This is a genomic window from Streptomyces sp. NPDC057950 (genome assembly GCF_042887295.1).
In the GTDB taxonomy this organism is placed as follows: Bacteria; Actinomycetota; Actinomycetes; order Streptomycetales; family Streptomycetaceae; genus Streptomyces; species Streptomyces kaempferi.
The window spans coordinates 72,944-97,073 of the sequence record NZ_JBHVPP010000026.1 but is presented as its reverse complement, the minus strand read 5'-3'; the positions used below and the strand labels follow the sequence as shown (position 1 = coordinate 97,073).

The following is a 24,130-nucleotide window of genomic DNA, read 5'->3' as shown; positions in this document are numbered from 1 at the left end:
CGCGGTGGGGCGCGAGAGTGTGGTTCTCGGCCAACGGGCCGGGACTCGACTTCGCGGATCCTCATATGTGGTCCGCCAGTTCCCTCTAGGGGGCGTTCGTGTCTGTTTCACGGTCTGTGATGGTTCGTCGTGCTGCCGCGGCCGCGGTGGCTGCTGGTGTGGTGGTGGGTGTGGCGGCGCTGCCGGCGTCGGCGGACCAGGGGCGGTTCCCGCACCGTGCGCAGGTGCAGATCAGTCGCGCGCAGTACGACTCCCCGGGCTGGGACTCGGGGAGCAACGCGTCGTTGAACAAGGAGTGGGTGGAGGTCACCAACACGGGGCGTTCGGGCGTGAATCTGAACGGCTGGACGCTGTCGGGCCGTGACGGCCGCGCGTACGTCTTCCACCTGCGTCTGGGGGGCCGCGAGACGGTGCGGGTGCACACGGGAGTGGGGCGTGACGCCGGCCGGGACGTCTACCAGGATCGCCGTGGCTACGCCTGGGACAACCGCGCGGACACCGCGACGCTGCGCAACGACCACCGTCGTGTGATCGACGTGGTCACGTGGGGCCGTGGACACGGTGGCCACGGACACGGTGGCTACGGACACGGTGGCCACGGACACGGTGGCCGCGGACACGAAGTCCCTGGTGGTCACAACGGTCACGGTCACGAGGGTCCGGGTGGTCACAACGGTCACGGTCACGAGGGTCCGGGTGGACACAACGGCCACGGTCACGAGGGTCCGGGCGGACACAACGGCCACGGTCACGAGGGTCCGGGCGGACACAACGGCCACGGTCACTAGGTCCGGGCGGACGCCTTCGTCGCCGACACCATCAGGAGACGGCGAGGCATCGAGCGCCGGTCGGCGTTCGGCGGGCCGGTGCGTGCGTGGGCACGTACCGGCCCTCGACAGGACCTGCGCCCTGTGCGGACCGAGAGTCCGTCGTGGATCACGCGGCGGGACGCGGGGCTGCCGACGAGGCGCCGCCCCTCGGTGCCACCCGATCCGAACGAACCGTCGACGCGCGGATCGACGACCGATGGAACGCGTCTGTTCGAGCGGGATGAACCCGGCGGTCTCTCACCGTGTCGAGTGGTGTGACCTTGCCGGTCAAGGGGCGGACGGAGCCGGGCCCCAGGAGGCCCGGCGGCCCGGTGCCTCATTCGGCCCAGGGCTGGAAGCCCGTGTCGATCACGGCCTTGAGGGACGTGCGCGGCCGGGCTGCTTCGTCGGTGCCGAAGCTCTCCTCGAACCGGGCTTGCACGGCCTTCCACAGGGGGAGCGCCGCCTTCAGCCGGGAGAGGCCGTCCGGTGTGATGGCGGCGATCCGCGCGCGGCGGTCGGCCGCCGCCGGCTCGACGGTCACCAGGCCCTCCCGCGCGAGCGGCTTGAGGTTCGAGGCCATCGTCGTACGGTCCATGGCGATCGTGTCCGCGAGACCGGTGATCGTCATCTCGCCGTGCGCACTCAGCCTCTGCGGGATGCTGAACTGCGTGGCACGGAGGCATACGGGGCCAGGGCCTTGTCGTACGTCGCCCCCTAGCTATCGGGCCGCCTTGCGCAGTGCCGGGTTGTCGTACTGGTCGGCGACGCCCGTCGACGCAGGGGTCATGATCTCCGCCTGAGGTCCCCGTCCATCGTACGAGCTCATGCTCCTGTTGGCGGTCGGCCCAGGGGGCTCGGGAGCTCCGGGGGAGGGGCCGGCTCGAGGGGCGCGTGCTTGCCGTTCGATAAATACGAGCATATGCTCCTAGTGATCGGTGTGGCGTGCCTGTCCCCTGATCCGTTCCCGCGCCCTCTCCCCAGAAAGCCCCGCCATGGAATCCCCCGTCGGAGCCGCGCCCGAGCGTGAGCAGATACGTTCGACAGCGGCCGAGCCGTCCCGGCCGCCCCGCTCCCGCCACCCCCGGCCGCCGGTGAGGGCCTGGCTCCAGCCGGCCGTGATCTCCCTGGTCGTCGTGGCGGCCTTCATCTCCTGCTACGTCGGCCTGCAGCGTGATCCGCAGCCGCATCGGGTCCCGATCGCTGTCGCCGCGCCTGTCCAGCCGGGGGCGATACACGAAGCCCTCGGCGACACCGTCGAGGTGCACCCGGCCGCCGACGCCGGTGTCGCGCGCCGCGCGGTCGAGGACCACGACGTCGTCGCCGCGCTGAGCGCGGACGGCCCGGACGGGCTGCGCCTGGAGATCGCCGGGGCCGACGGCACGTCCACCACCTCGGCCGTGAAGACACTCGTGGGCGCCTACGCGCACGGGGCGGGCAAGCACGTCACCACCGAGGACGTCGTACCCTTCGCCCACTTCGACACCAGGGGGCTGGCCGGCTTCTACATGGCCTTCGGTGTGACCCTGTCCGGCTTCGTCCTCGGCTCCAACGCGCTCGGGCTGGCCGGCCTCCTGCACTTGCGTCACCGCTTCTGGCTGCTGGCGGGCGCCTCCGTGGCCATCGGCACCCTCGCCGCGATCATCGCTGGTCCCGTTCTCGGGGCGGTTCCCGCCCAGGTCGCCCCGCTGATCGTCACCCTCACGCTGCTGGCCGCCGCCGCGGCCTTCACCACCAAGCTGCTGGGCACCTACCTCGGCCCCGTGGGGGTTCCGATCGCCACCCTCCTGTTGCTCACCGTCGGCAACGCGACCAGTGGTGCCACCATCGGCGCCGATCTGCTGCCCACGGCAGCCCGGTCCGTCTCCGCGCTCCTGCCCCCTGGCGCCGCCGTGCGGGCCGTCACCGATCTGAGCTACTTCGACGGCGCGCACGCTGTGGGCCCCGTGATCACGCTCGCCCTGTGGGCCTGCGTCGCGGCGCTGCTGCTCGCCCTGCGCCCCCGTCTGACGCGACAGCGCGCCCGGGGCGCCGCCTGAGAGCCGTCACGCCGGTCACGGTCACCCCGTCGCCGGCCCGCACCTTGGGGCGGCCGGGCACCCATGCGGGGGCCGGCGGGGGCGGGGCCTTCCGGCAAGCGAGGCTCCGCGGGCCTCCATAGATTGGGGGAGGAGGAGGGGAGAGGCACGGGAATCTCCCCCGGATCGGCTCGACCACCCACGCACCACCTCACCCACGCACCACCTCACCCACCCACCACCTCACCCACTCAGTCACGCGCCCGCCCACCGACGCGCCAGGAGGCCGACCGATGACCACCAACGACCTAGTTCTCATCGCCAACGCCGGTGACGTGGGGCGCGGGGTCCTCGAGCAATTGCGCGCACAGGACGCGCCCGTCCGTGTGCTGGTCCGCCACGACGACGACCGCGCGGCCGGGCTGCGCGCCCTCGGAGCCGAGGTCGTCGTCGGTGACCTGACCCGGCCGGAGAGCGTCGCCGCCGCGCTGCGGGGCGTCGGGAAGATGTACTTCGCGATGCCCGTGTCGCCGGACCACCTGCTGGCGACGACCGTGGTGGCCACCGTGGCCCGCGACTGCGCGGAGCTGGACGTGCTGGTCGGCATGTCACAGATGACGGTCTCGCAGATGACCGCCACCAGCACCGCGGAGTCGGACCAGCAGCGACTGCACTGGCTGGGCGAGCAGGTGCTGAACTGGTCGGGTCTGCCGGTGGTGCACATCCGCCCCACGTCGTTCCTGGACAACCCTCTCTTCACCACGCTGGCGGCACGGTCCATCCGGGAGAACGGCACCATCGCGCTGCCCTTCGGCACCGGGCGCACCTCGCCGGTCGCCGTCGTCGACGTCGCCCGAGTGGTCGCCGCGGTCCTCCTCGATCCGGCTCCGCACATCGGCCACGTCTACGAGTTGACCGGCCCCCGCTCGATGGACATGACCGAGATGGCCGAGGAGTTCGCGCGAGCCCTCGGGCGTCCGGTGTCCTACGTGGACGTGCCGTTGGACCGGTGGCGAGCCGAGGTGCTCGCCCGTGCGGGCCTGCCGCCGCACACCGAACAGCACATCGCCACCATGGCCCGCCTGCACCATGAGAACCGCTACGACCGGACGTCCGACGACGTCGAACGTCTGACGGGGGTACCCGCCCAGTCGGTCGAGGCGTTCGTGGCCGCGCACAAGGACCTCTACCTGGGCTGACCCGCTGCGGGCCGTCGGCCCGGGGCGCTCGCCGGAGGGACCGACGTCGTGTCACCCGCACGGCGCGGGAAGCCGGAAACGGTCGTCGATCGAACAGTGAATACGAACCGATCCGCACACATTGACTCGCACATACGGTGTGGTCACCCTGGTCTGGGTCGTATCTGCTGGCTGGGGGTGAGGCTGTGGGCGTACTGGTGGTGCAGCACCTGCGGGAGGAAGGCCCGTACGCGGTGGGCGAGGCGCTGGCGGTCGCGGGGCTGCGGATGCGGCCCTGCCGGGTGTGGGCGGGGGATCCGGTGCCCGAGAACCTGGCCGGAGTCGAGGCGCTCGTGGTGATGGGCGGCCCGATGGCCGCGTACAGCGATGCCGGCTTTTCCACCCGAGGTGCCGAACTCGACCTGCTGCGTGCCGCGTTGGCCGCCGAGGTGCCGGTGCTCGGGGTGTGCCTGGGTGCGCAGTTGCTGGCGGTCGCGGCGGGCGGCAGGGCCCGTACGGGGTCCGGGGCGCAGGTGGGCTGGGGCGAGGTGCGGACGCGCTCGGCGGCGGCCAGGGATCCACTGTTCAGGGGCATGCCCGAGCGGCTGCGCGTGCTGCACTGGCATGCCGACACCATGGAACTGCCGCCCGGGTCAGTGCCGTTGGCGTCCTGCGAGCGGTATCCGGCACAGGCGTTCCGGGTGGGCGGGGCCGCATGGGGTCTCCAGTTCCACCTGGAGGCCGACGAGGCGGCCGTGGACGCGTTCGTGGCGGCGTTCCCGGAGGAGGCCGCCACCGCTCCGGGGCTGCGGGAGGCCGCGCCGGTCGAGCTGGCGGCGCTGGCCCCGCACCGGGACCGGGTGTTCGGGAGGTTCGCGGCGCTGGTGGCCGCGCGGGCCGAACGCACCGCGACCCGGACCTTCTTCACTCCCAAGGCCGCTGCCTGGGAGACCCGCTTCGCCGCCGACGGCCCGCGATACGATGCGGCCGTCGCCCGCCTGGGACTGAGCCCCGGCCAGACGGCCCTCGACCTGGGCTGCGGCACCCGGACGTGCCCTGCCGGCCCTGCGCGCGGAGGTGGGCGACAAGGGGACGGTACTGGGCGTTGACGTCACCCCGGCCATGCTCGTGACCGCTGCCCGCGAGGGCCGCGCCTGCCTGCTGCTCGCAGACTGTCATCGGCTGCCGCTGCCGCCCGGCGCGGTGGACGGGATCTTCACCGCCGGGCTGCTCGACCACCTCCCCGACCCGACGGCCGCCCTGCGCGAATGGGCGAGGGTCACCGCGCCGGGCGGCGCGCTGCTCCTGTTCCATCCCTCGGGCCGCGCCGAACGAGCCCGCCGCCACGGCCGCCCGCTGAGCCCCGACGACCCGCTGGGTGAGCCGAACCTGCGGCCCCTGCTGGACGGGAGCGGCTGGCAACTGGACCGCTACGAGGACGCCTCCGCGTACTTCCTGGCCCGCGCCGTCCGCACCTGCTGAAGCGCCGGCGGCGACTGCGCCCACGCCGGCCGGAACACGCGACGGTGGGAACATGCGACGGTAGGAAGCGCGGCGGCCGGAACGCACGACGAGCCGAGACACATGACCGACGAGACCACCCGTGCCGCACGACTGCTGGACGCCCAGGCCAAGGCCGCCCGGCCGTTCGCTAGATCGAGGCGAGGGGGGCGGTCGCACCGGGTGAGAGCGAGCGAGCGGTCAGCGACCGGATCCGCGACCTGGCGAACGACCTGTTCGGTCCGACGCGCCACTGGTACAAGCCCATCGTCCGCTCCGGACCGAACGCCCTCCACCCCTACCGGGAGAATCCCCCGGACCGGGTCATCGGGCGGGACGACATCGCCTTGGCGGACCTCGGTCCGATCTTCGAGGAGGGGGAGGCCGACTTCGGCCTCACCTTCGTGCTCGGCGACGCCCCCGTCAAGCACCGGCTGCGCGACGACCTGCCGGAGGTCTGTGGGCGAGTTCCCGCACGAGAAGATCGACGGCGCCGACATCGAGTCGTACATCGCCCCGGAGAGCGATACCCCGCTACGGCACCCCGACCGCTCCGGACGTGTCTGCCACTGGATCCTGGAGGTCCACCACGGCGACCGCGAGCGCGGCTTCGGCGGCTTCTACGAGGAACTCCTCGACCTCGGCTGACCTGAGACAACCGCCACACCGGGCTGTCTCACCATGTGACTCTGGCATTTGACATTAGATCCTCTTATGGATGATAAAGAAGTTGCTTTGGCCATTCATGTGCGTCGCGGGACCCTCGCGGCGCCAGGCCGGCGACCCGTCCAAGTGAATGAGTCCTTCCGTGTCCCACTCCCTCGCTGACCAGCCTCCCGCCGACGCCGTCGGACAGTGGCACGCGTGGCGCGCCGAGCGTCACCAGGCCCTCACCTCGCCGGCCGGGAACCTCGCCCTCGTCGAGACCCGCTGGCTCCCCGCCGGTACGGCCCCGGACACGGAGAAGGCCCAGGCCGGTCAGCCGGACACCGTGAAGGTCACCGCGCTGCGGCGAACCGATCTCGTCACCGGCGGGTCCGAGGACGGCCTGCGCTTCTGGGACGCGGACGCGCCCGCCATCCGCCACTTCGACCGGGTCGACGCCTTCCCCTACGACCCCGCCTGGGTGCTGCACGCGACCTACACGCCCGTGTCCGGTGCCCGTCGTGTGTCCTTCGAGCACATCAGGGACAACGGCGGCAGCCGCGACCTGGTCGTCCCCGGCGACATCACGCTCACCGTCGACGGCCGCGACTACACCCTCAGCGCCTTCGACGACGACGGCACCCTTCTGCTCGTCTTCGGCGATCCCACCAACGGGGACCTCACGTACGGCGCCGGCCGCTTCCTCTTCGTGCAGCGCACGGAGGACGAGCACCGCGTCCTCCTCGACTTCAACCGCGCCTTCGTACCGCCCTGCGGATTCTCGGATCAGTACAACTGTCCGATGCCGCCGCGGCAGAACCGCTTCCACCTGCCCGTCGAGGCGGGCGAGAAGCTCCCCGTCTTCCGCGCCGGCTTCGCCGCGCAGCACTGACCGTCCCGCAGCCTCCCGCACCGCAGCACGAAAGCGCCTCCTCACCATGAGCATCAAGAAGACTTCCCTGTACGGCACCGCGACGGCGGCCACCCTCGCCCTGGCCCTGACCGCCTGCGGCGGCTCCGGCTCGGGCGGCGGTGCCACGGGCGGCTCCTACGACAAGAACGCCACCGTCAACATCGGCTCCCTCTACGAGCCGCAGAACCTCGACAACACCGCGGGCGGCGGCCAGGGCGTCACCGAGGCCCTCAACGGCAACGTCTACGAAGGGCTGTTCAAGCTCACCGACGACGGCAAGGTGGACAAGCTCCTCGCCCAGGACTACAAGGTCAGCGGCGACGGACTCACGTACACCTTCACCCTGCGCGACGGTGTGAAGTTCCACAGCGGCAAGGCCCTCACCAGCCAGGACGTCAAGTACAGCCTGCAGAAGGTACTCGCGGACGACTCCCAGTCCGCCCGCAAGAGCAACCTCGAGGTCGTCAAGGACATCGCCACGCCCGACGCGCGGACCGTCAAGGTCACGCTGTCGAAGAAGTCGATCTCCTTCGTCTACAACCTCTCCTACGTCTGGATCATCAACTCCCAGGCCAAGAACCTGAAGACGACCGAGGACGGAACCGGCCCGTACAAGCTGGGCAAGTGGACGCGCGGCTCCGCCCTCGGCCTGGACCGGTACGCCGGCTACTGGGGCCACGCGGCCAGTAACCAGCAGGTCGTCTTCCACTACTACAAGGACGCCACGGCACTCAACAACGCGCTGCTGACCAACGCCGTCGACGTGGTCACCAGCGAACAGTCGCCCGACGCCCTGGACCAGTTCAAGAGCAACCAGAACTACAAGGTCAACGACGGCAACTCCACCACCAAGCTGCTGCTCGCCTTCAACGACAAGGCCAAGCCCTTCACGAACGTCAAGGTGCGTCAGGCCGTGTCCTCCGCCATCGACGACAAGAAGCTGCTCGAGTCGGTCTGGGCCGGCTACGGAAAGCTCATCGGCTCGATGGTGCCGCCCACCGACCCCTGGTACGAGGACCTCACCAAGGTCAACGCCTACGACCCGACGCACGCCAAGCAGCTGCTCGCCGAGGCGGGGTACGCCAAGGGCTTCACCTTCACCCTCGACACCCCGAACTACGACCCGCACCCCACGGCCGCGACCTTCATCAAGTCCCAGCTCGCCAAGGTCGGCATCACCGTCAAGATCAACACGATCACGCCCGACGAGTGGTACACGAAGGTCTACAAGAACCACGACTTCACGGCCACGCTCCAGGAACACGTCAACGACCGTGACCTCGTCTGGTACGGCAACCCCGACTTCTACTGGGGTTACGACAACAAGCAGGTCACGCAGTGGGTCGAGCAGGCCGAGGAAGCCTCCACGGCCGCGGAGCAGACCGCTCTGCTGAAGAAGGTCAACGAGAAGACCGCCGAGGACGCGGCCAGCGACTGGCTCTACCTCTACCCGCAGATCGTCGTCGCGAGCAGCAAGCTCTCGGACTACCCGCTCAACGGCCTCAACTCGCAGTTCTACGCCTACGACATCAAGAAGAAGGGCTGATGGGGCGCTACCTCCTGCGCCGACTGGCGTTCCTCGTGGTGTCGCTGGCCCTGGCGAGCGTCGTGCTGTTCGTCCTGCTGCGGCTGCTCCCGGGCGACCCGGCCAACGCACTCACCTCGGTGGGCGCCAGCCCCGAGCAGATCGCCGCGGCACGGCACTCCATCGGGTCCGACAGGCCGCTGCCCGAACAGTTCACGCACTGGCTCGGGCAGCTGGCCCACGGTGACCTCGGCACTTCCTTCGTCAGCTCACTGCCCGTCGGACCCGAGGTCACCTCCCGCCTGGACGTCACCGTCCCGCTGACTCTCGCCGCCTTCGTGCTCGCCGTTCTCATCGCGGTGCCGGCCGGGTTCGTCGCCGCGTACAAGCGACGCACCTGGTACGGCGCGTTGCTCAGCGGTGTGTCCCAACTGGGGATCGCCATCCCGGTGTTCTGGCTCGGCATGATCCTCGTCGCCGTGTTCGCGCTGAACGCGGGCTGGCTCCCGGCGGGCGGCTTCCCCCCGGACGGCTGGTCCGACCCCGCCGACGCGATCCGTTCCCTCGTGCTGCCCGTCGTCACCATCGCCCTGGTGATGAGCGCGTCCCTGATCCGTTACGTCCGCTCCGCCACCCTCGACGTCCTCGGCAGCGACTACCTGCGTACCGCCCGCGCCCTGGGGTCGTCCTTCGGGCGGGCCATGTGGCGGCACGGCCTGCGCAACAGCTCCGTGCCCGTGATCTCCGTCCTCGCCATCGAACTCGCCTCCACCCTGCTCGGCGCGGTCGTCGTGGAGTCCGTGTACGCGCTGCCGGGCCTCGGCTCGATGCTCGCCACCGGCATCGCCCAACACGACTACCCCGTCATCCAGGCCGTCCTGTTCGTCTCCACGCTCGCCGTCCTGCTCATCGGATTCGTCGCCGACCTCGTCCAGCGAGTCGTCGACCCACGGCTGCGCGGACGACTCTCCGGAGGTGCCCGATGACCCCGCCCGACGTGCTCGCCACGGTGCCGGCCGCGAAGGCACCGCCGGGCGGCCGGCGATCCGGCCGTTCCGCCACGCTCGTCGTCGGCTGTGTCCTCGCCGGACTCATCGCGCTGCTCGCCCTGGTCTCCCTGTTCTGGCTGCCCTACTCCGCGGACGACACCTCCGGCGGACGGCTCGCCGGACCCGGCGGGGGACATCTGCTGGGCACCGACAAACTCGGCCGCGACCTGTTCACCCAGGTCATGACCGGCTCGCGGATCGCCGTCGAGGCCGGCCTCGGATCGGTACTGCTCGCCGCCACCATCGGCGTCACCCTGGGGGTGCTCGCGGCGTTCGCGCAGGGCTGGCTCGACGACACGCTCTCCGCGTTCCTCGACATCCTGATCGCGTTTCCCACGCTGCTGCTCGCGATGCTCATCGTCGCCGCGCGGTCGGCGACCCTCGGCTCCGCGATCCTCGCGATCGGACTGGCGCAGAGCGCCGTCGTCGCCCGGCTGGTCCGCATCCTCGTCAAGCGGGTCCTGGCGCAGGACTACATCACCGCCGCCCGCACCTCCGGCACCTCCTGGCCGCGTACGGTGCTCGGCCACGTCCTGCCCAACATCTGGCCCACCCTCGTGGTCAACCTCGCCCTCCAGTTCGGGCTCGCCGTGCTGGCCGAGGCCGGCCTGTCCTACCTGGGCCTGGGCGCACCGCCGCCCAACGCCTCGTGGGGCCGCATGCTCCAGGAGGCGCAGGCGACCTTCACCACGGCCCCCGCGGGGGCCCTGGCCCCGGGCATCCTGCTCGTCCTGCTCGTGATCGGGGTCAACCTCATCGCCGACGGCGTACGGGAGACCCTCGACCCGGCGACCCGCCGGAGGCGCACATGACCCTCCTCGACGTACGTGGCCTGACCGTCACCGCGGCGGACGGACGGACCCTGGTCGACGACCTCTCCTTCACCGTGGCGAGCGGCGAGCGGCTGGGGCTCATCGGCGAGTCCGGTTCCGGCAAGTCGCTCACGACCCTCGCCGTGCTCGGCCTGCTGCCGGACGGCATGACCGCCACCGGCGGCATCGACCTCGCGGGCACCCAGATCGTGGGCGCCACCGAGAAGATCCTCACCTCCGTACGCGGCCGGGACGCGGCCGTCGTCTTCCAGGAGCCGCTCACCGCGCTCGACCCGCTGATGCGCCTGGGCCGCCAGATCGCCGAACCCCTGCGCCGGCACACCGGTCTGAGGGGTGCCGCCCTGCGTGGTGCCGTACGCGACGCGCTGGCACAGGTACGGCTGCCGGAACCCGAACGGATCGCCCGCGCCTTTCCGCACGAGATCTCCGGCGGACAGCGACAGCGCGTCGCCCTGGCCATGGCCCTGGCGTGCGCGCCCAGACTGCTGATCGCCGACGAACCGACCACCGCGCTGGACGTGTCGGTGCAGGCGGAGATGCTCGACCTCCTCGACACCCTCGTCCGGGAACGGGAGATGGCGGTGCTCTTCGTCAGCCACGACCTCGCCGTCGTGGCCAGGGTGACCGACCGTGCCCTGGTGATGAAGGACGGCCGGGCCGTCGAGGAAGGTCCCGTCCACACCCTCATCCGCTCGCCGCGCGAGGAGTACACCGAAGCGCTCGTGGCCAGCGCCCGCAGACTGCAGTCGGCCCTGGACCTGAGGAGCGCGCGGTGACGCCCGTACTGGAACTGAAGGACGTGGCGCTGCGCCACCGCGGGAGCGCGGCCAACGTGGTCGAGGACGTCTCGCTCACGGTCGAGGCCGGACAGAGCCTCGCCCTCGTCGGCGAATCGGGGGCGGGCAAGACGACTCTGCTGCGGCTGCTGCTGGGCCTGTCCCGCCCCACCGCGGGCAGCGTCCGCTTCGACGGGGCCGAGCTGTCCCTGCGCGACCGGCGGCAGCTGCGCCGCTTCCGCAGCAGTGTGCAGTGCGTCTTCCAGGACCCCTACTCCTCGCTGGACCCACGGCGTCGCGTGGGCGCCATCGTGGCGGAGCCCCTGCGTTCCCTCGGCATCGACACCCGGGCCGGCGCGGCACCGAAGGCGGCGGCGGCCCTGGAGCGGGTCGGCCTGCCCGCCGACGCGGCGGACCGCTACCCGCACGAGTTCTCCGGGGGACAGCGACAGCGGATCGCCATCGCCCGCGCCACGGTGTGCCATCCGCGGGTACTGCTGGCCGACGAACCCGTCAGCGCGCTCGACGTCACCACCCGGGTCAAGGTGGTCGACCTGCTCGCCGAACTCAAGCAGGAACAGGGACTCACGATCGTGATGGTCTCCCACGACCTGTCGGTCGTCGCGTCCCTGTGCGAGCGCACCGCCGTACTCGAACGCGGCCACGTCGTGGAGCAGGGCGAAACCGACCAGGTGCTGGGCGACCCCGCGCACCCCTACACCCGTCGGCTGCTCGACAGCGTGCCGAGACTACCCGTCTGAACCATCCCCGGAACGGACCGGATCCGGGGGACCAGGCCGCATCCGTTGGGTCAGGCCGCATCTGCTGGGTCAGGCGGCATCCGTTGGGTCAGGCCGAATCCGCTGGGTCAGGCCGCACCCGTTGGATCAGGCCGAATCCGCTGGGTCAGGCGGCATCCGTTGGGTCAGGCCGAATCCGCCGGATCAGGCCGAACCCGTACGCCAGGGGCCGTCGGCCACCGGGCGGCGGGGATCCCGGCCCGCGGCGGGTGCGCCGCGTTGGCCGCCCGCTCGCGTCGGGTCGCCGGCGGTGGTGTCCCGCGGGGCGGTCGGTTCCTGTGTGGCGGAGGCGAGGAGCGCGAGTCCGTCGGCGCTGTCGGTGCCGGGGTCCGGGTGGTAGACGACGAGTGTCTGCCCCGCCGTGCCGCCGATGCCCAGCCTCTCGCGGTTCAGCCACAGGCCACCGACCTGGGGATGGTCGATGTGCTTCGACGCGCCTTCGCACGCGGCCACGTCGTGGCGGGCCCAGAGCCGGCTGAAACGGGGGCTGGCGAGGCAGAGTTCGCCGACGAGCTCGATGACCCGGGGGTCGTCGACGTCGGTGCCGACGGACTCGCGGAAGCCCGCCACCATGCCCACGGTCGCGTCCTCCCAGTCCGCGTACAGGGCCTGCTCGGCGGGGTCGAGGAACACGTCCCGCAGCCGGTTGGCTCCCGCCACGAGGCGCGGGGACAGAGCGGTCGCCAAGGCGTTCGCGGCGAGCACGTCGAAGTAGCGGCCCTCGACCAGGGCGGGGAGCGGGAGCGCGGCGACGAGCTTGACGATACCCGCCGGAACGGTCTCTTTCCGGCGCCGGGGCCGTCGGGGTTTGCCGGCGCCCAGACGCAGCAGATAGGCCGTCGCGTCGTCGTCGAGTTGCAGTACGCGGGCGAGGGATTCGAGGATCTGTACGGAGGGGTTGCGATCGCGGCCCTGCTCCAGGCGCAGGTAGTAGTCGGCGCTGATGCCGGCGAGCATCGCGACCTCTTCCCGGCGCAGACCCGGAACCCGCCGTGTCCCCACGACCCGGATCCCGGCCTGTTCGGGAGTGACGAGCTCACGGCGAGCGCGTACGTAATCGCCCAGCAGGTTCGTTGCGTCGCGCATCGCCCTACTGTAATTCGCCCACTTGCACGGCTGCCTGGCCCTGTCACCCCCAGGAGCGAGGGGGCCCTGGCCCGGTCGGAGCGCGGGCGGCAGCCTGATCAGCGACCCGCCGAGCGCGGACAAGCACAGCGAGGAGCGCAACCATGTCGACCTATTTGCTGGTACACGGCGCCTGGCACAGCGGAGAGTGCTGGGAGCGGGTGGTGCCCTTGCTGGAGTCGGCCGGACACCGGGTCCTCACGCCGTCGCTGACCGGCCACGGCGACAAGGCGCATCTGCTCGGCCCGGAAGTGGGGCTCGACACGCATGTCGACGACATCGTCGAGCTGATCACCGAGGAGGACCTCACCGAGGTGGTCCTCGTGGGCCACAGCTACGGCGGGCTGGTCATCTCGGCCGCGGCCAATCAGGTCCCGGACCGGATCGCGCATCTCGTCTACCTCGACGCGATGGTCCCGGAGGACGGCGAGAACGCGGCCGATGTCATGCCCGTGACCCAGGTCCTGATCGACCGCGCCCTGAAGTCGGACGACGGCTGGCGGGTTCCCCCGCTTCCCGAGCTGCCGCCCCCCTCGGGCCTGTTCGGGGTCACCGACCCGGCGGACGTCGCCTGGCTGCGCACGATGCTGTCGGATCTCTCGGTGCGCTGCCTCCAGCAGCCGGTACGACTGGACAACCCGGCGATGGACGCCATCCCGCGGACGCACATCCACTGCACCGTCGGCAGGCCGGAAGGCTTCGACCGGCGCCCCGTCCCGGCGACACAGCCCAACCGCACCCCGGCACGGGTGCGGGAACTGGCGACCGGCCACGACTGCATGGTCACCATGCCGGCCGAACTCACCGGGCTCCTGCTCGAGCTCGCCTGACCCACCGCCCTCCACACACCCGTCGGCCCGGACGCGCCCCCTTCGTGCGGTCGCCCGGTCAGACGCCGGACCCGTCCGCACGCAGGGTTCGCAGCCATTCGTCCGCGCGTCGCGGTGAGCGGAAGCGGATGACGTGAAGCGGCGCGAAGCGCGGATCCTGGACGCGTCGGCCGATCTCCGACCGCCGCGCGCCGTGCTGGGACCAGGCCCACCACACCGGGTGGTCGCTTCCGAACCAGTCGGACACGGTCTCCACATTGCCGCCGAAGACGCGCTCGCGCAGCAGGGTCCGGCGCAATGACCTGCGCAGAACACGGGGCATGATCACGGATCTGGGGTAGTCGAGCCAGATCACCGTGTCGGCATGTGTCCACAGCCGATCGCGGACTTCCGGGTAGCCGAAGGAGTCGAAGATCCACCCAGGGGTGGCCGCGATCGCGGCCACCTGCCGCTGCAGACCGGGGTTGGACGCCCACTGCGGGCCGGTGAACTTCAGGGCGTCCATCTCGTGGAAAGGCAGCTGAAGCCGCGCGGCGAGGGCCTGCGCCATGGTGGTCTTCCCGGCCCCGGTGATGCCCACGACGAGGATGCGTTTCACCGGAGAAGGCTACTCGTCGCGTACCGGTGCGGTCGGGGAGGGATGTCTCCCACGAGACGTGGAACGGGGGGAGCCCGCGGTGACGGAGCGAACACGCTCCGGATGCGGGAGCCGCCGACCGCCCCTAGCGTGGCAGGCGTATCCCCCCAACCAAGGAGTGATCATGGGCAAGAGTTCCATGGACAAGGCCAAGGGCAAGGCCAAGGAGATGGCCGGCAAGGCCACCGGCAACGAGCGCATGGAAGCCGAGGGCAAGACCGACCAGGCCAAGGCCAACGTCCGCGACGCCGCGGAGAAGGCCCGTGGCAAGGCCGCAGGTGCTCGCGACTCACTCCGCGACAAGCACTGACCGCTTCACCCCGCACGAAGGGCGCCCCTCGACCTCGGTCGAGGGGCGCCCCTCTGTCGTCAGGAGGCACCCGCCCGTACGCAGGCACACGCCGTCGAGGCGGGCACGATGAGCATCCTCGGGACACCGGGCTCGCCGTTCGAGGTGGGAGCTCCTCTCCCGCGGCGGCTCCGGGCGTCACCTGAACGGCTGTGGACAGGGCTGGACGGAACGGGGGATGGGACCCGACCCGGGTGTGTGCCGGACCCGTCGTGCGTGGTCCCCGGGGTGACCCGATGGGGGTAACGGCAGGGGTGACGGTGGGCACTGAACCCGGGAAGGATGGGACGGGGAAGGCGACCGGCCGGTGTTGCGGGGCCATGGTGTGGGGCGGTTCGCAGAACCGGTCCCGATGCCACGACAGGAGGACGCTATGACGGGGAGGCCACGGTCCGGCGCGGGCACGGCGGCGTACGTCGTCGACACCACTGGCGGGAAGGTCCGCGGTGCCGAGGTCGGCGACGGCGTCCTCGGTTGGCGCGGCATCCCGTACGCGGCCCCTCCCGTGGGTCCACTGCGGCTGCGGCCACCGAGGCGGCCCGAGGCGTGGAGCGGAGTACGCGAGGCCACCGCACTCGGGGCCCCCGCCCCGCAGCCGCCCATGCTCCTGCCCGCCGTGCCGGTGGACCAGCTGTCGCCCGACGCGCCCGCACTGCCCGAGCCGTCGGAGGACTGCCTCTACCTCAACGTGACGGCTCCGGCGGGCGCCGCTGCCTGTCCCGTGCTGCTGTGGATCCACGGTGGGGGCTACCAGGTCGGTACCGGCACCGACATCGCCGGGGACGGCGCCGCCCTCGCACGCGCCCACGGTGTGGTCGTGGTGACGTTCAACTACCGTTTGGGCGCACTGGGGTTCCTCGCGCTGGACGGGGAGGAGCACACCGGTGCCTTCGGTCTGCACGACCAGATCGCCGCGGTGCGCTGGGTCCGCGAGAACATCGCCGGCTTCGGCGGCGACCCGGACCGGATCACGCTCTACGGTCTGTCCGCCGGCGCCAAGTCCGTCGCCAACCTGCTCGCCTCGCCCCTCACCCGAGGCATGATCCACCGGGCCGTCTCGTCGAGCGGCGGGGCCGACCACGTCGCCGACCGGGCCCAGGACACCGACCTGACCCGGCGGTTCCTGCGCGTGCTGGGAGCCGGGGCCGCGGACGGTATCCGCAAGGTGCCCGCGGAGGAGATCCTCGGCGCGCAGAACGCGGTCGGCGAGGGGGTGCGGGCCGCCTGGCTGTGGCGGCCCTCCATCGACGGGCTCGCCCTCACCAGTAAACCCCTGGACGCCCTGGCGGCGGGCGCCGCCGCGGGCGTCGCGCTGCTGGCCCAGACGTGCGTCGACGAATGCGCGTTCTACCAACTCCTCGCTCCCGACGCCGCCGAGCAGGCGGACCGCGTCCTGGAGGAGTACTTCGGCCCCGCCGCGCGCGACCACATCCTCGCCGTCTACGCGGAGCACCCGTCCGGACCGGCCCGCGATCCGGTCCGGTCGCGGGTCGACGTGATGACCGACGAGCGGTACGCAATCCCCACGACGCGGCTCGCCGACGCCCAGTCCGCCCACGCGCCCGTCTGGCGTTCCCGGTACGACATGCCCCTGACCGGGCTCCCGCCGAGTGTCGTCCCCGACGGAGTGCTGCCCGCGGTCCACGGTACGGACGGCAACGCGATGTGGTTCGGCGGTCCGGGTGTCAACGGCCTGCTCCATGAGGCCTTCGGGGCCTTCGTCACCGACGGGGTCCCCGCCATCGAGGGGCTGCCGCACTGGCCCGCGTACACCACCGGCCGGCGCGCCACCATGGTCTTCGGCCCCGCCGGGCCCCGCTCGGTAGACGACCCGCGCGCTGCGCGCCGTGCCGCCTGGCACGGCCGTGACTGGCAGTCGGGGACCTGGTGGTCCCTCGACGACCTCGCGACCGGGGTGTACGGCTGACCGCCGGCCCGCCGCGCGCACACCGAACGGCGACACTGCGCGAGTGGCGGGGCCTCACAGCCGTACGGGACGGACCGTGGAGCCGGGCGGCGCGTTGCGTGCGAGGGCCCCGGCCTCCCGGGCCGGTCGCCTCGCGCTCCCCGGCAGTCCGGCCGGTGTCAGGGTGCGCCGACCGGGCCGATGCGATTCGCCCCGTACGGCGGTGAGGACGATTTTGCCGCGTCCGCTGACACCGCGGACCGCCGCCGCTACACGCTGTAGCCGCCGTCCACCCCCAGCGCCTGCCCCGTGATGAAACCGGCGCGGTCCGAGGCCAGGAACGCCACCGCCTCCGCGATGTCCGTCGCCTCGCCGAAGCGCCGTAGCGGGATGTTGTGGCGGGTGATCCGCAGGGCCGTCTCGTCGAGTTCGCCGGAGGAGATCAGCCGCGCGGCGATGCCGTCGGTCAGCATGCCCGGGGCGACGCAGTTCACCCGGACCCCGTACCGGCCCTCCTCGGCCGCCAGGGCCCGCGCGACCGCCTCGACGGCACCCTTGGTGCCCGAGGAGAGCCCGTCGCGGACCGGGAACCTGCGGGTGGCCACGGTGGTGACGGCGACGATGCTGCCCCGGCTCTCCCGCAGTCGGGGCAGTGACGGATGGACGAGGTGGAAGAACGCCAGCGCGTCCGCGTCGAGTTGGTCCTTGAACTGACGTGGCGTCACCTGGCTGAGGTGCACCATCGGCACGTGCGGGCCGGCCGCGTACACCACCGTGTGGAGGCCGCCGAAGGCGTCGGCCGCCTCGGAGACCGCTTCCGCCGTGGCCGTCCCATCGGTCAGATCGAGGCGCAGCGCGAGGACTTGACGCCCGTGCTCGCGCACTTCGGCGGCGAGCGCGTCGGCCCCGGCCCGGCTGGCGCGGTACGTGAACGCCACGTCGCTGCCGCGCTCGGCCAGCGTACGGACGACGGCCGCGCCGATACCACCGGTGCCGCCCGCGACGAACGCGGCACCGGTCCTGCTGGAGAAGTCGGCCATGGTCCTCACGTTTCCGGGGAGTTGGCGATGAACACCTGCATGACCTCGCGGGTCCCACGTTTTCGGCCTCCGGCGCACGGCACCCCGCCGTGACGCCGGATCATCCGAGTACATCCCGTACGCCGGAAGATCCCCCGTCGTCGTACGCCGCAGCGCGCCGGTCGCCGTCCATCGGCCCGAATGCCTCACTGTGCGTGACCTGGTGCCGCGGCACGCCCTACCGGTCCGCGGCCGGGTTCCCCTCGACCCACTGGATCAGCAGGTTCCGTACGTAAGGATTGCCCTCCTGCGCCGCGTGCGCCAGACGCTCCGCACTCGCGCGTGCGGCCCGCCAGGACACCGGGGTGTCCTCGGTGTGCGCGGTGTCGGCGGCGGCCAGGGCGTCGGCCGCCAGGCCCCGGAGTTCCTCGTCGAGATCGTCGTGCGCCGCGGCCCGGTAGGCCTCCAGGCGCAGTGCGGCCAGGTCGGGGGCCCCGGGGGAGGGGGACGCGTGCGCCGGGGGCTGGGCGTAGCCGCTGACGGCTATGACCACGCAGAAGGTCGCCACGTCCCGGCGGCTTTCCCGCTGCCCCCGTTCCACGGCGGGCGCGAGCCATGAGGCGGCCTTCCAGTGCGAGACCGACGTGGCCGCGGTGAGCGCCACGATCAGTGCCACGAGGGGAATCCAACCGCCGAGGAAGTAGCCGACCGGGCCGAGCACGAGGAAGCAGGCTCCGCTGAGCGTCCATATGCGACGGCGGCCGATTCGCAGGTGTCGGGACTCCATGACGTTCAGTGTCGCAGGAGTGAGTGCGAAGCCGTGCGGCGGCGGGGGGATTCGAGGAGAGTCCCTGGGTCCGTCCGTCGGGACGGCGGCCCGCGGGCGCCCTCACGGCGCCGTACGGCGCGGGCAGGGCGCGCTCGCCGGGGCGCCGGGCGACCGCGTCGGCCACGGCGCGAGTGAACGGGCGTACGCAGTGAATGGCCGGAGATCGCCCTGACCGTCGGGCGCCGGGGTACATACGATGCGGTCGTCCCGGACTTCACGGCTCCTTCACATTTCCGGGTCACCCATGCACATGGACTTGTCATGTACATGGTTCAACAGTTCACGCTTGGTCCAACGCACTGGTCTGCGACGGCCCTTCCCGTACGCGGGAGGAGCCGCACCCCCCAATTCGCGGCGGCACACGATCCGTGCCGCCGCAAACACCAACGCAACGGATGGGAGCACCATGGCTGGTGGGCTGCTTCTGGGTGGCGCGATAGCCGCCCTGTTCGCCACCGCACTGCCCGGACAGGATCCGTCCTCCGGGATCGTCGACCCTCCTCCGGACAGGATCGTCATCAAGGTCGCCACCGTGAACGGCTCGGGCTGCCCGCAGGGCACCGCGGCCGTCGCGGTGTCCCCGGACAACACGGCCTTCACCGTCACCTACAGTGAATACCTCGCCCAGGTGGGCGGAGCCTCCGAGCCCACCGCGTTCCGCAAGAACTGCCAGCTCAACCTGATCGTCCACGTACCGCAGGGCTTCACGTACGCCATCGCCAGCGCCGACTACCGAGGCTTCGCCTCGCTCCAGCGCGGCGCCAGCAGCACCGAGAAAGCCTCGTACTACTTCCAGGGCTCCTCGAACACGGCGGCCATCACCCATCCCTTCGGTGGCCCGTACAACGACAACTGGCAGGCCACCGACGTCACGGACTGGGCCCAACTGGTCTGGGCCCCCTGTGGTGTTCAGCGGAACTTCAACATCAACACCGAGTTGCGCGTCAACGCGGGCACCTCGGCGCCGGGCAGCACCAGCTTCATGACCATGGACTCGACGGACGGCGACATCAGCACCGTCTACCACCTGGCCTGGAAGGAGTGTCCCGGATCGTGACCAGGGATCGCTGACCCGGCGACCCCGGCCCCTCGTGCCCCCTTGACCGGCTCCGCCGCATCGGAGCCGGTCAAGCTAGGGCAGCAGCCTTTCGAGGGCGGCGGGCCCCTCCTGTGCCAGCTTGCGTTCGGCCCAGGCGAGGTTCTCCGGGGTGACGTCGCGACCTGCGGCGAGCACCAGGTCCTCGGCGGTGACCTCGCCGCCGGCTCCGGTGTGCAGCAGCGCGTCGGGGGTCGCCCTCTCGTCGGACGGCGCGGGCGAATCCGGTTGGCTCGTTGACATGATCTCTCCCTGTTCCACCTGACCTGTTCTCACGCTACGGGCAATCCGGGCACCCCGCGCGACGCGTCCCGTGCGTGTCCGGGGTGCCCCGGCCGTGCCCGGACACGGGCCGGGAGGTGGTTCTCGGGGTCCGGGCGACCCGTTCGGACGTACAACGATGTCGGCCGGAGGTTTCGCAGGTGATGGTGGAGGAACCGCACTTCCGCGACTGATCGGAGCCTGCAATGCGTATTCGTCTGATGGCCGCTGCCGGACTGGCGAGCGTGGCCCTCGCGGCCACCGCCGGGACCGCCTCCGCCGCCGACCCCAACCCGGTCGGTGCCGCCGTGGGCAGCCCCGGTCTCCTGTCCGGCAACGTCATTCAGATCCCCGTCGACCTCGGCCTCAACCTCTGTGGCAACACGGTCGACGTGGTGGGCCTGCTGAACCCGGCGACCGGGAACGCCTGCGCGAACAACTGACCCGCCAGGGCCGCCGGGCAGGGTTTCCTGCCTGCCCGGCGGTGCGCGGCCGGGCACGGGATTCCGGCCGGCCGCGGCTCCACGCGATCCGTCCGCCGAGCGCCTCGGCCTACGGCGCGACGATCCGGGCCGTACGGACATTGCCGCCCGCGGCAACCCTCGGTCCCGGCGGCCCAGCCCACTGTCGGCCCGTACGCGCGACCCGTCGGCCGAATGTGCGCCCCGCCGAACCGTGTGTGCGCCCCGCCGGCCCGTATGCGCGACCCCCCGTCATGATCAGCGGCCCCGAGTGCCGGCCTTCCACCTCCGTAGCGGCCGTGACCGTGACACCCGCGCCGGCGCCCGCCCTCCGCGCGGCGCCGACGGCGGCCGGTCCCGGCCCCGAGGTGCAGAGGACGGCCGGCCCCGACGCCTCCTCGAACTCCGCTCAAACGAGGACCCGTTCCAGCCTTCAGACGGCATGGCGGGCCCCGCCCGGCGTCGGATCGTCGCCGATGTCGCCGATGAAGTACGGCCCGGAACCGGTGCGGGCGGGCGTCTCGCCGGCGCGCTCGTCCGGTGAACCGGCGGGAGCGACGCGGGCGACATCACGCCGCGCCTCCCGGAACCCGCGGGCCGCAAGACCGGCACCCCCTATGAGCAGCGCCACCGGACACCACGCGGACCGCTCCCGCGTCTTCCCGTCGTGGCCCTCGTGCGGAGCCATCGGGCAGCGGGCGATGTGATCGTTCGGACGGCTCGGACCGTCGGTTCCGGCCGCTCTCGCCGTCGAACCGCCCTCCGCGGCGCCAGGTGCGGCCCGGCCCGGCCGGACGACGGCCGTGGCGACCGGTGCCGCGTCACGGGTGCGTACGGAACTCGGCACGGGCACCCCGGTGCGAGGGGGATGCGGGGTCAACTGCCGTGGTCCGGAAAGTGGGTGGGCGGCCAATGATTCTCCATTGGCCTGTACATGCCTAACTCCTCGGGTCAGACTGTGCGCCGAAACCAGCACCCCCCACCCGAGGAGCACCCCTCATGCGCATGCCTGCCCGGCAACGTTGTCACGCCGTTCTGGCCGGTCTCGTCACCCTCGCCACGGCCGCCGCCCTCTCGGTCGCCGCCACCGCTCCGGCCGCGGCCGCGGACACCTGGAACGAGGTCGGCTCCGACCGTGCCGATCCGCTGACCGAGAGCCAGGGCCTCGCCTCGGTCGAGGTCCCGGCGGGCAGCCCCAACCGGTACACGGGGATCGGCACGATCCCGTTCGGTCTCACCGTCCGCGGCTGGAACCACGTGGGCGACCCCGACGCCTCGTACAACGGCTACTACGTGGAGCCGTACCAGGCGGACTCAGGCGGCGCCAAGATGTTCCGGGTGCAGGCGCCGGGCGGTGCCTGGTCGGAGTACGTCCACGCCCTGAGCCCCGGGGAGGCGCTGAACAACTCCTTCGACACCATCTCGCCGAACGGCTCCTGGATGGTGTCCGGCGAGTGGGGCACGATGAACCGCCTGCTGGTGTTCCCGACCCCCGGCGTGAACCCCGCCACCTCCCCCTCCGCGAACCTCCCGCAGGCCTCCACCATCAACCTGGACCACGCCGTGCGCGACGTACAGGGCTGCGACTTCGCGACGTCGACACAGCTGCTGTGCTCCTCCGACGATCCGGAAGGCGCACTCTTCGGCATCACCAAGCCGCTGCTGCAGATCGACCTGTCCGCCGAGCCCGGCTCCGCCGACGTGACCGGTCATGTCACGGCGCTGCGCCAGCTCCCGCTGCGCAGCTCCTGCTCGGGCAGCTTCGAGTCGGAGGGCATCGACTACGACCGGCGCACCGGCACTTTGCGTGTGATCGTGGTGTCACCCGGCTTCTGCGTACTCACCGACAGCAAGACCTACCGGTTCACCAGGAGCTGAGCGCACCCCGGCCACGACACGGGGGACCGGCCGAGGCGTATGCGTCCGACGCGGGGAGGTCTAAGGTCGGAAGCAGAACGACAATGATTGGGGGCGGCCGGCAGTGGTGCAGGACGAGGCCGTGATCGGCTGTACCGGGGAGCTCCTCGTCGGCACGCGGGGAGCCGCCGGTCCCGGCGAGATCCTGGTGCGGGTGCGAGGCGGATCCGAGACCTTCCTCGCTTGGTCGCAGGAGCCCCTCCCGATCGGGGCCACCGTGCTTGTGATCGAATCCCGTGGGTGCCGTGAGGTCGACGTCATCGAGTGGACCGATCCGTTGGACGCGTTGGGCGGGATCCCGCCCAACGCCGGTTAAGGAGTAGAGCGATGTTCGGTTACCGCGTTCCCGCACCCGACGAGGCGATGCTGATCTCGGGCGGCAGGCGGGGACTGGGGGGCGCGCCGTTCCGCGTGGTGACGGGTCACGGAAAGTTCGTGCTCCCGGTTTTTCGCAAGACCCGTTTCCTCACCCTTTCGATGTGTGAGGCGGAGGTCACCGAGACCTGTGTGACCAAGCAGGGAATCGCGCTGCACGTCCGCGCGGTGATCGCGTTCAAGGTGGGCAACGACCACGAGAGCATCATCAACGCGGGCCAGCGGTTCCTGTCCGACCAGGACCAGATGTCGGTGCTGACCGGCCGGATCTTCGCCGGTCATCTGCGCGCCATCATCGGCTCGATGACGGTCGAGGAGATCGTCACCGAACGGCAGAAGCTCGCCGCGGAGGTCCTGGACACGTCGAAGATCGAGATGGCCAAGATCGGTCTGATCGTGGACTCGCTGCAGATCCAGTCGATCGACGACGGCGACACCGGCTACATCGAGGCCATGTCCGCGCCGCACAAGGCCGCCATCCAGCGGCAGGCGCAGATCGCGCAGGCCCAGGCCACCCAGGCATCGGTCGAGGCCGAGCAGGTGGCCGCGCGCAACCAGGCCGAGTACGCCCGGCAGACCGCGATAGTGAAGGCGGAATACTCGGCCGAGGTGGACCGCGCGCAGGCGCAGGCGGCCCAGGCCGGACCGCTGGCGCAGGCACACGCGCAGCAGGAGGTCCTCGCGGCGCAGACCGAACTGGCCCAGAAGGCGGCCCAGTTGCGCCAGCAGCAGCTGGTGGCCGAGATCGTGAAGCCCGCCGAGGCGGAGGCCGAGCGGATCAAGGTGCTCGCCATCGCCGACGCGGAGCGCATGAAGATCCAGGCCGAGGCGGCGGCTTCGCACGACCGGGTGGCACTGGACCGGATGCTGATCGACCAGCTCCCGCTGATCGTGAAGGAGGCCGCGGGCGGTCTCGCGGGTGCCAACGTCAACGTCCTGAACGGTGCGGACGGCCTCGGTGAGATCGCCGCCGGCCTGGTCGCCCAGGGCCTGACGATCCTGGACTCGGTCCGTCAGAACCTGAACGGCAACAACTCCGACGGCCGCTCCGGGAAGTCGGAGGCGCTGCTGGAGCTGCCCGGATACCTGCGGACGCCGGAGAAGGGTGCCGACGGGAACGAGTCGCAGGACGGCTCGTCTTCGCAGGGCTGAACCTGAAGTGCCGTCCCGGGAGCGTGACTTCGACGCGACTTCGGCAGCATGACACCGACGGGCGGACGCACCGTCCGTGTCCACGGCCGATGCTGTCGCCGAGGCGCGGCTCCCGGGGCGCCGGCCC

The 24,130-nt window shown here is 71.4% G+C and carries 26 protein-coding genes and 1 pseudogene; 20 read left to right on the top strand and 7 right to left on the bottom strand.

Features of this window, described 5'->3' with window-relative positions:
- Positions 1-119 precede the first annotated feature (119 nt).
- Positions 120-788, top strand: coding sequence for a lamin tail domain-containing protein (locus ACFVTC_RS35375; RefSeq protein WP_390132689.1), 669 nt, complete (start codon positions 120-122; stop codon positions 786-788).
- Between the two features lie 358 nt (positions 789-1,146).
- On the opposite strand, the gene ACFVTC_RS35370 is transcribed toward ACFVTC_RS35375, so the two are convergent.
- A complete protein-coding gene (locus ACFVTC_RS35370; RefSeq protein ID WP_390132687.1) occupies positions 1,147-1,440 on the bottom strand; it encodes a hypothetical protein in 294 nt (97 codons plus the stop codon).
- A 364-nt stretch (positions 1,441-1,804) separates the two neighbouring features.
- On the opposite strand from ACFVTC_RS35370, the gene ACFVTC_RS35365 reads away from it, so the two are divergent.
- From ACFVTC_RS35365 to ACFVTC_RS35315, 11 genes and pseudogenes are all read left to right on the top strand, one after another.
- Entirely contained in the window at positions 1,805-2,848 is a 1,044-nt protein-coding gene (locus ACFVTC_RS35365) for a hypothetical protein (RefSeq protein ID WP_390132685.1), read from the top strand.
- Positions 2,849-3,120: 272 nt separating this feature from the next.
- Entirely contained in the window at positions 3,121-4,026 is a 906-nt protein-coding gene (locus ACFVTC_RS35360; protein ID WP_390132683.1) for an NAD(P)H-binding protein, read from the top strand.
- Between the two features lie 185 nt (positions 4,027-4,211).
- Positions 4,212-5,114, top strand: a complete 903-nt coding sequence (locus tag ACFVTC_RS35355; protein WP_390132681.1) for a type 1 glutamine amidotransferase — start codon at positions 4,212-4,214, stop codon at positions 5,112-5,114.
- A complete protein-coding gene (locus ACFVTC_RS35350; protein ID WP_390132679.1) occupies positions 5,083-5,487 on the top strand; it encodes a class I SAM-dependent methyltransferase in 405 nt (134 codons plus the stop codon). Before ACFVTC_RS35355 ends, ACFVTC_RS35350 begins: the two co-directional genes overlap by 32 nt.
- Before the next feature lie 102 nt (positions 5,488-5,589).
- Positions 5,590-6,153 (top strand): annotated as a pseudogene (locus ACFVTC_RS35345) (M24 family metallopeptidase).
- Positions 6,154-6,301: 148 nt separating this feature from the next.
- Complete coding sequence (locus ACFVTC_RS35340) at positions 6,302-7,042, top strand: DUF1684 domain-containing protein (protein WP_390132676.1); 741 nt, start codon at positions 6,302-6,304, stop codon at positions 7,040-7,042.
- 46 nt (positions 7,043-7,088) lie between these two features.
- The gene (locus tag ACFVTC_RS35335; protein WP_390132674.1) at positions 7,089-8,609 is read left to right on the top strand and encodes an ABC transporter substrate-binding protein; all 1,521 of its coding nucleotides are present in this window, start codon (positions 7,089-7,091) and stop codon (positions 8,607-8,609) included.
- Positions 8,609-9,574 carry an ABC transporter permease gene (locus tag ACFVTC_RS35330; RefSeq protein ID WP_390132671.1) on the top strand — a complete coding sequence of 322 codons (966 nt, stop codon included), beginning with the start codon at positions 8,609-8,611 and terminating at the stop codon, positions 9,572-9,574. Before ACFVTC_RS35335 ends, ACFVTC_RS35330 begins: the two co-directional genes overlap by 1 nt.
- Positions 9,571-10,449 (top strand): ABC transporter permease, encoded by an 879-nt coding sequence (locus tag ACFVTC_RS35325; protein ID WP_390132669.1) that lies wholly within the window; start codon positions 9,571-9,573, stop codon positions 10,447-10,449. Before ACFVTC_RS35330 ends, ACFVTC_RS35325 begins: the two co-directional genes overlap by 4 nt.
- A complete protein-coding gene (locus ACFVTC_RS35320) occupies positions 10,446-11,246 on the top strand; it encodes an ATP-binding cassette domain-containing protein (protein WP_390132667.1) in 801 nt (266 codons plus the stop codon). The genes ACFVTC_RS35325 and ACFVTC_RS35320 overlap by 4 nt, the downstream gene beginning before the upstream one ends.
- Positions 11,243-12,007, top strand: a complete 765-nt coding sequence (locus ACFVTC_RS35315) for an ABC transporter ATP-binding protein (protein ID WP_390132665.1) — start codon at positions 11,243-11,245, stop codon at positions 12,005-12,007. The genes ACFVTC_RS35320 and ACFVTC_RS35315 overlap by 4 nt, the downstream gene beginning before the upstream one ends.
- Positions 12,008-12,190: 183 nt before the next feature.
- Here the strand turns inward: ACFVTC_RS35315 and ACFVTC_RS35310 are convergent, their stop codons facing one another.
- The gene (locus ACFVTC_RS35310; protein ID WP_390132663.1) at positions 12,191-13,132 is read right to left on the bottom strand and encodes a helix-turn-helix domain-containing protein; all 942 of its coding nucleotides are present in this window, start codon (positions 13,130-13,132) and stop codon (positions 12,191-12,193) included.
- Between the two features lie 143 nt (positions 13,133-13,275).
- On the opposite strand from ACFVTC_RS35310, the gene ACFVTC_RS35305 reads away from it, so the two are divergent.
- On the top strand, positions 13,276-14,001 hold the full coding sequence (locus tag ACFVTC_RS35305; RefSeq protein WP_390132661.1) for an alpha/beta fold hydrolase: 726 nt from the start codon (positions 13,276-13,278) through the stop codon (positions 13,999-14,001).
- Positions 14,002-14,059: 58 nt separating this feature from the next.
- On the opposite strand, the gene ACFVTC_RS35300 is transcribed toward ACFVTC_RS35305, so the two are convergent.
- A complete protein-coding gene (locus tag ACFVTC_RS35300; protein WP_390132659.1) occupies positions 14,060-14,599 on the bottom strand; it encodes an AAA family ATPase in 540 nt (179 codons plus the stop codon).
- A 163-nt stretch (positions 14,600-14,762) separates the two neighbouring features.
- Between ACFVTC_RS35300 and ACFVTC_RS35295 the strand changes: the two genes are divergently transcribed.
- Together ACFVTC_RS35295 and ACFVTC_RS35290 are read left to right on the top strand one after the other, a co-directional pair.
- Entirely contained in the window at positions 14,763-14,948 is a 186-nt protein-coding gene (locus ACFVTC_RS35295; protein WP_168532495.1) for a CsbD family protein, read from the top strand.
- A 412-nt stretch (positions 14,949-15,360) separates the two neighbouring features.
- Complete coding sequence (locus ACFVTC_RS35290; protein WP_390132657.1) at positions 15,361-16,914, top strand: carboxylesterase/lipase family protein; 1,554 nt, start codon at positions 15,361-15,363, stop codon at positions 16,912-16,914.
- A 248-nt stretch (positions 16,915-17,162) separates the two neighbouring features.
- On the opposite strand, the gene ACFVTC_RS35285 is transcribed toward ACFVTC_RS35290, so the two are convergent.
- Both ACFVTC_RS35285 and ACFVTC_RS35280 read right to left on the bottom strand, forming a co-directional pair.
- A complete protein-coding gene (locus ACFVTC_RS35285) occupies positions 17,163-17,933 on the bottom strand; it encodes an SDR family NAD(P)-dependent oxidoreductase (protein ID WP_390132655.1) in 771 nt (256 codons plus the stop codon).
- 217 nt (positions 17,934-18,150) lie between these two features.
- Complete coding sequence (locus ACFVTC_RS35280) at positions 18,151-18,699, bottom strand: hypothetical protein (RefSeq protein WP_390132653.1); 549 nt, start codon at positions 18,697-18,699, stop codon at positions 18,151-18,153.
- Between the two features lie 448 nt (positions 18,700-19,147).
- Here ACFVTC_RS35280 and ACFVTC_RS35275 point away from each other — a divergent pair, with 448 nt between their 5' ends.
- Entirely contained in the window at positions 19,148-19,798 is a 651-nt protein-coding gene (locus ACFVTC_RS35275; protein ID WP_390132651.1) for a DUF4360 domain-containing protein, read from the top strand.
- Positions 19,799-19,873: 75 nt separating this feature from the next.
- Here the strand turns inward: ACFVTC_RS35275 and ACFVTC_RS35270 are convergent, their stop codons facing one another.
- Positions 19,874-20,080, bottom strand: coding sequence for a hypothetical protein (locus tag ACFVTC_RS35270; protein WP_390132649.1), 207 nt, complete (start codon positions 20,078-20,080; stop codon positions 19,874-19,876).
- Positions 20,081-20,304: 224 nt separating this feature from the next.
- Here ACFVTC_RS35270 and ACFVTC_RS35265 point away from each other — a divergent pair, with 224 nt between their 5' ends.
- Complete coding sequence (locus tag ACFVTC_RS35265; RefSeq protein WP_390132647.1) at positions 20,305-20,541, top strand: chaplin; 237 nt, start codon at positions 20,305-20,307, stop codon at positions 20,539-20,541.
- Positions 20,542-20,992: 451 nt separating this feature from the next.
- On the opposite strand, the gene ACFVTC_RS35260 is transcribed toward ACFVTC_RS35265, so the two are convergent.
- Positions 20,993-21,406 (bottom strand): hypothetical protein, encoded by a 414-nt coding sequence (locus ACFVTC_RS35260; RefSeq protein ID WP_390132645.1) that lies wholly within the window; start codon positions 21,404-21,406, stop codon positions 20,993-20,995.
- Positions 21,407-21,558: 152 nt separating this feature from the next.
- Between ACFVTC_RS35260 and ACFVTC_RS35255 the strand changes: the two genes are divergently transcribed.
- The 3 genes from ACFVTC_RS35255 to ACFVTC_RS35245 all read left to right on the top strand — a co-directional run bounded on the left by ACFVTC_RS35255 (position 21,559) and on the right by ACFVTC_RS35245 (position 24,003).
- Complete coding sequence (locus tag ACFVTC_RS35255) at positions 21,559-22,437, top strand: hypothetical protein (RefSeq protein ID WP_390132643.1); 879 nt, start codon at positions 21,559-21,561, stop codon at positions 22,435-22,437.
- Between the two features lie 103 nt (positions 22,438-22,540).
- Complete coding sequence (locus ACFVTC_RS35250; protein ID WP_390132641.1) at positions 22,541-22,792, top strand: hypothetical protein; 252 nt, start codon at positions 22,541-22,543, stop codon at positions 22,790-22,792.
- Positions 22,793-22,803: 11 nt separating this feature from the next.
- Complete coding sequence (locus ACFVTC_RS35245) at positions 22,804-24,003, top strand: SPFH domain-containing protein (RefSeq protein ID WP_390132639.1); 1,200 nt, start codon at positions 22,804-22,806, stop codon at positions 24,001-24,003.
- Positions 24,004-24,130 lie beyond the last annotated feature (127 nt).

Bases quoted from the DNA above. Each gene is read 5' to 3' on its own strand.
- ACFVTC_RS35375 (WP_390132689.1), top strand. From the start codon at position 120: ATGGTTCGTCGTGCTGCCGCGGCCGCGGTGGCTGCTGGTGTGGTGGTG.
- ACFVTC_RS35370 (WP_390132687.1), bottom strand. From the start codon at position 1,440: ATGACGATCACCGGTCTCGCGGACACGATCGCCATGGACCGTACGACG.
- ACFVTC_RS35365 (WP_390132685.1), top strand. From the start codon at position 1,805: ATGGAATCCCCCGTCGGAGCCGCGCCCGAGCGTGAGCAGATACGTTCG.
- ACFVTC_RS35360 (WP_390132683.1), top strand. From the start codon at position 3,121: ATGACCACCAACGACCTAGTTCTCATCGCCAACGCCGGTGACGTGGGG.
- ACFVTC_RS35340 (WP_390132676.1), top strand. From the start codon at position 6,302: ATGAGTCCTTCCGTGTCCCACTCCCTCGCTGACCAGCCTCCCGCCGAC.
- ACFVTC_RS35335 (WP_390132674.1), top strand. From the start codon at position 7,089: ATGAGCATCAAGAAGACTTCCCTGTACGGCACCGCGACGGCGGCCACC.
- ACFVTC_RS35330 (WP_390132671.1), top strand. From the start codon at position 8,609: ATGGGGCGCTACCTCCTGCGCCGACTGGCGTTCCTCGTGGTGTCGCTG.
- ACFVTC_RS35325 (WP_390132669.1), top strand. From the start codon at position 9,571: ATGACCCCGCCCGACGTGCTCGCCACGGTGCCGGCCGCGAAGGCACCG.
- ACFVTC_RS35320 (WP_390132667.1), top strand. From the start codon at position 10,446: ATGACCCTCCTCGACGTACGTGGCCTGACCGTCACCGCGGCGGACGGA.
- ACFVTC_RS35310 (WP_390132663.1), bottom strand. From the start codon at position 13,132: ATGCGCGACGCAACGAACCTGCTGGGCGATTACGTACGCGCTCGCCGT.
- ACFVTC_RS35305 (WP_390132661.1), top strand. From the start codon at position 13,276: ATGTCGACCTATTTGCTGGTACACGGCGCCTGGCACAGCGGAGAGTGC.
- ACFVTC_RS35295 (WP_168532495.1), top strand. From the start codon at position 14,763: ATGGGCAAGAGTTCCATGGACAAGGCCAAGGGCAAGGCCAAGGAGATG.
- ACFVTC_RS35290 (WP_390132657.1), top strand. From the start codon at position 15,361: ATGACGGGGAGGCCACGGTCCGGCGCGGGCACGGCGGCGTACGTCGTC.
- ACFVTC_RS35285 (WP_390132655.1), bottom strand. From the start codon at position 17,933: ATGGCCGACTTCTCCAGCAGGACCGGTGCCGCGTTCGTCGCGGGCGGC.
- ACFVTC_RS35280 (WP_390132653.1), bottom strand. From the start codon at position 18,699: ATGGAGTCCCGACACCTGCGAATCGGCCGCCGTCGCATATGGACGCTC.
- ACFVTC_RS35275 (WP_390132651.1), top strand. From the start codon at position 19,148: ATGGCTGGTGGGCTGCTTCTGGGTGGCGCGATAGCCGCCCTGTTCGCC.
- ACFVTC_RS35270 (WP_390132649.1), bottom strand. From the start codon at position 20,080: ATGTCAACGAGCCAACCGGATTCGCCCGCGCCGTCCGACGAGAGGGCG.
- ACFVTC_RS35265 (WP_390132647.1), top strand. From the start codon at position 20,305: ATGCGTATTCGTCTGATGGCCGCTGCCGGACTGGCGAGCGTGGCCCTC.
- ACFVTC_RS35255 (WP_390132643.1), top strand. From the start codon at position 21,559: ATGCGCATGCCTGCCCGGCAACGTTGTCACGCCGTTCTGGCCGGTCTC.
- ACFVTC_RS35245 (WP_390132639.1), top strand. From the start codon at position 22,804: ATGTTCGGTTACCGCGTTCCCGCACCCGACGAGGCGATGCTGATCTCG.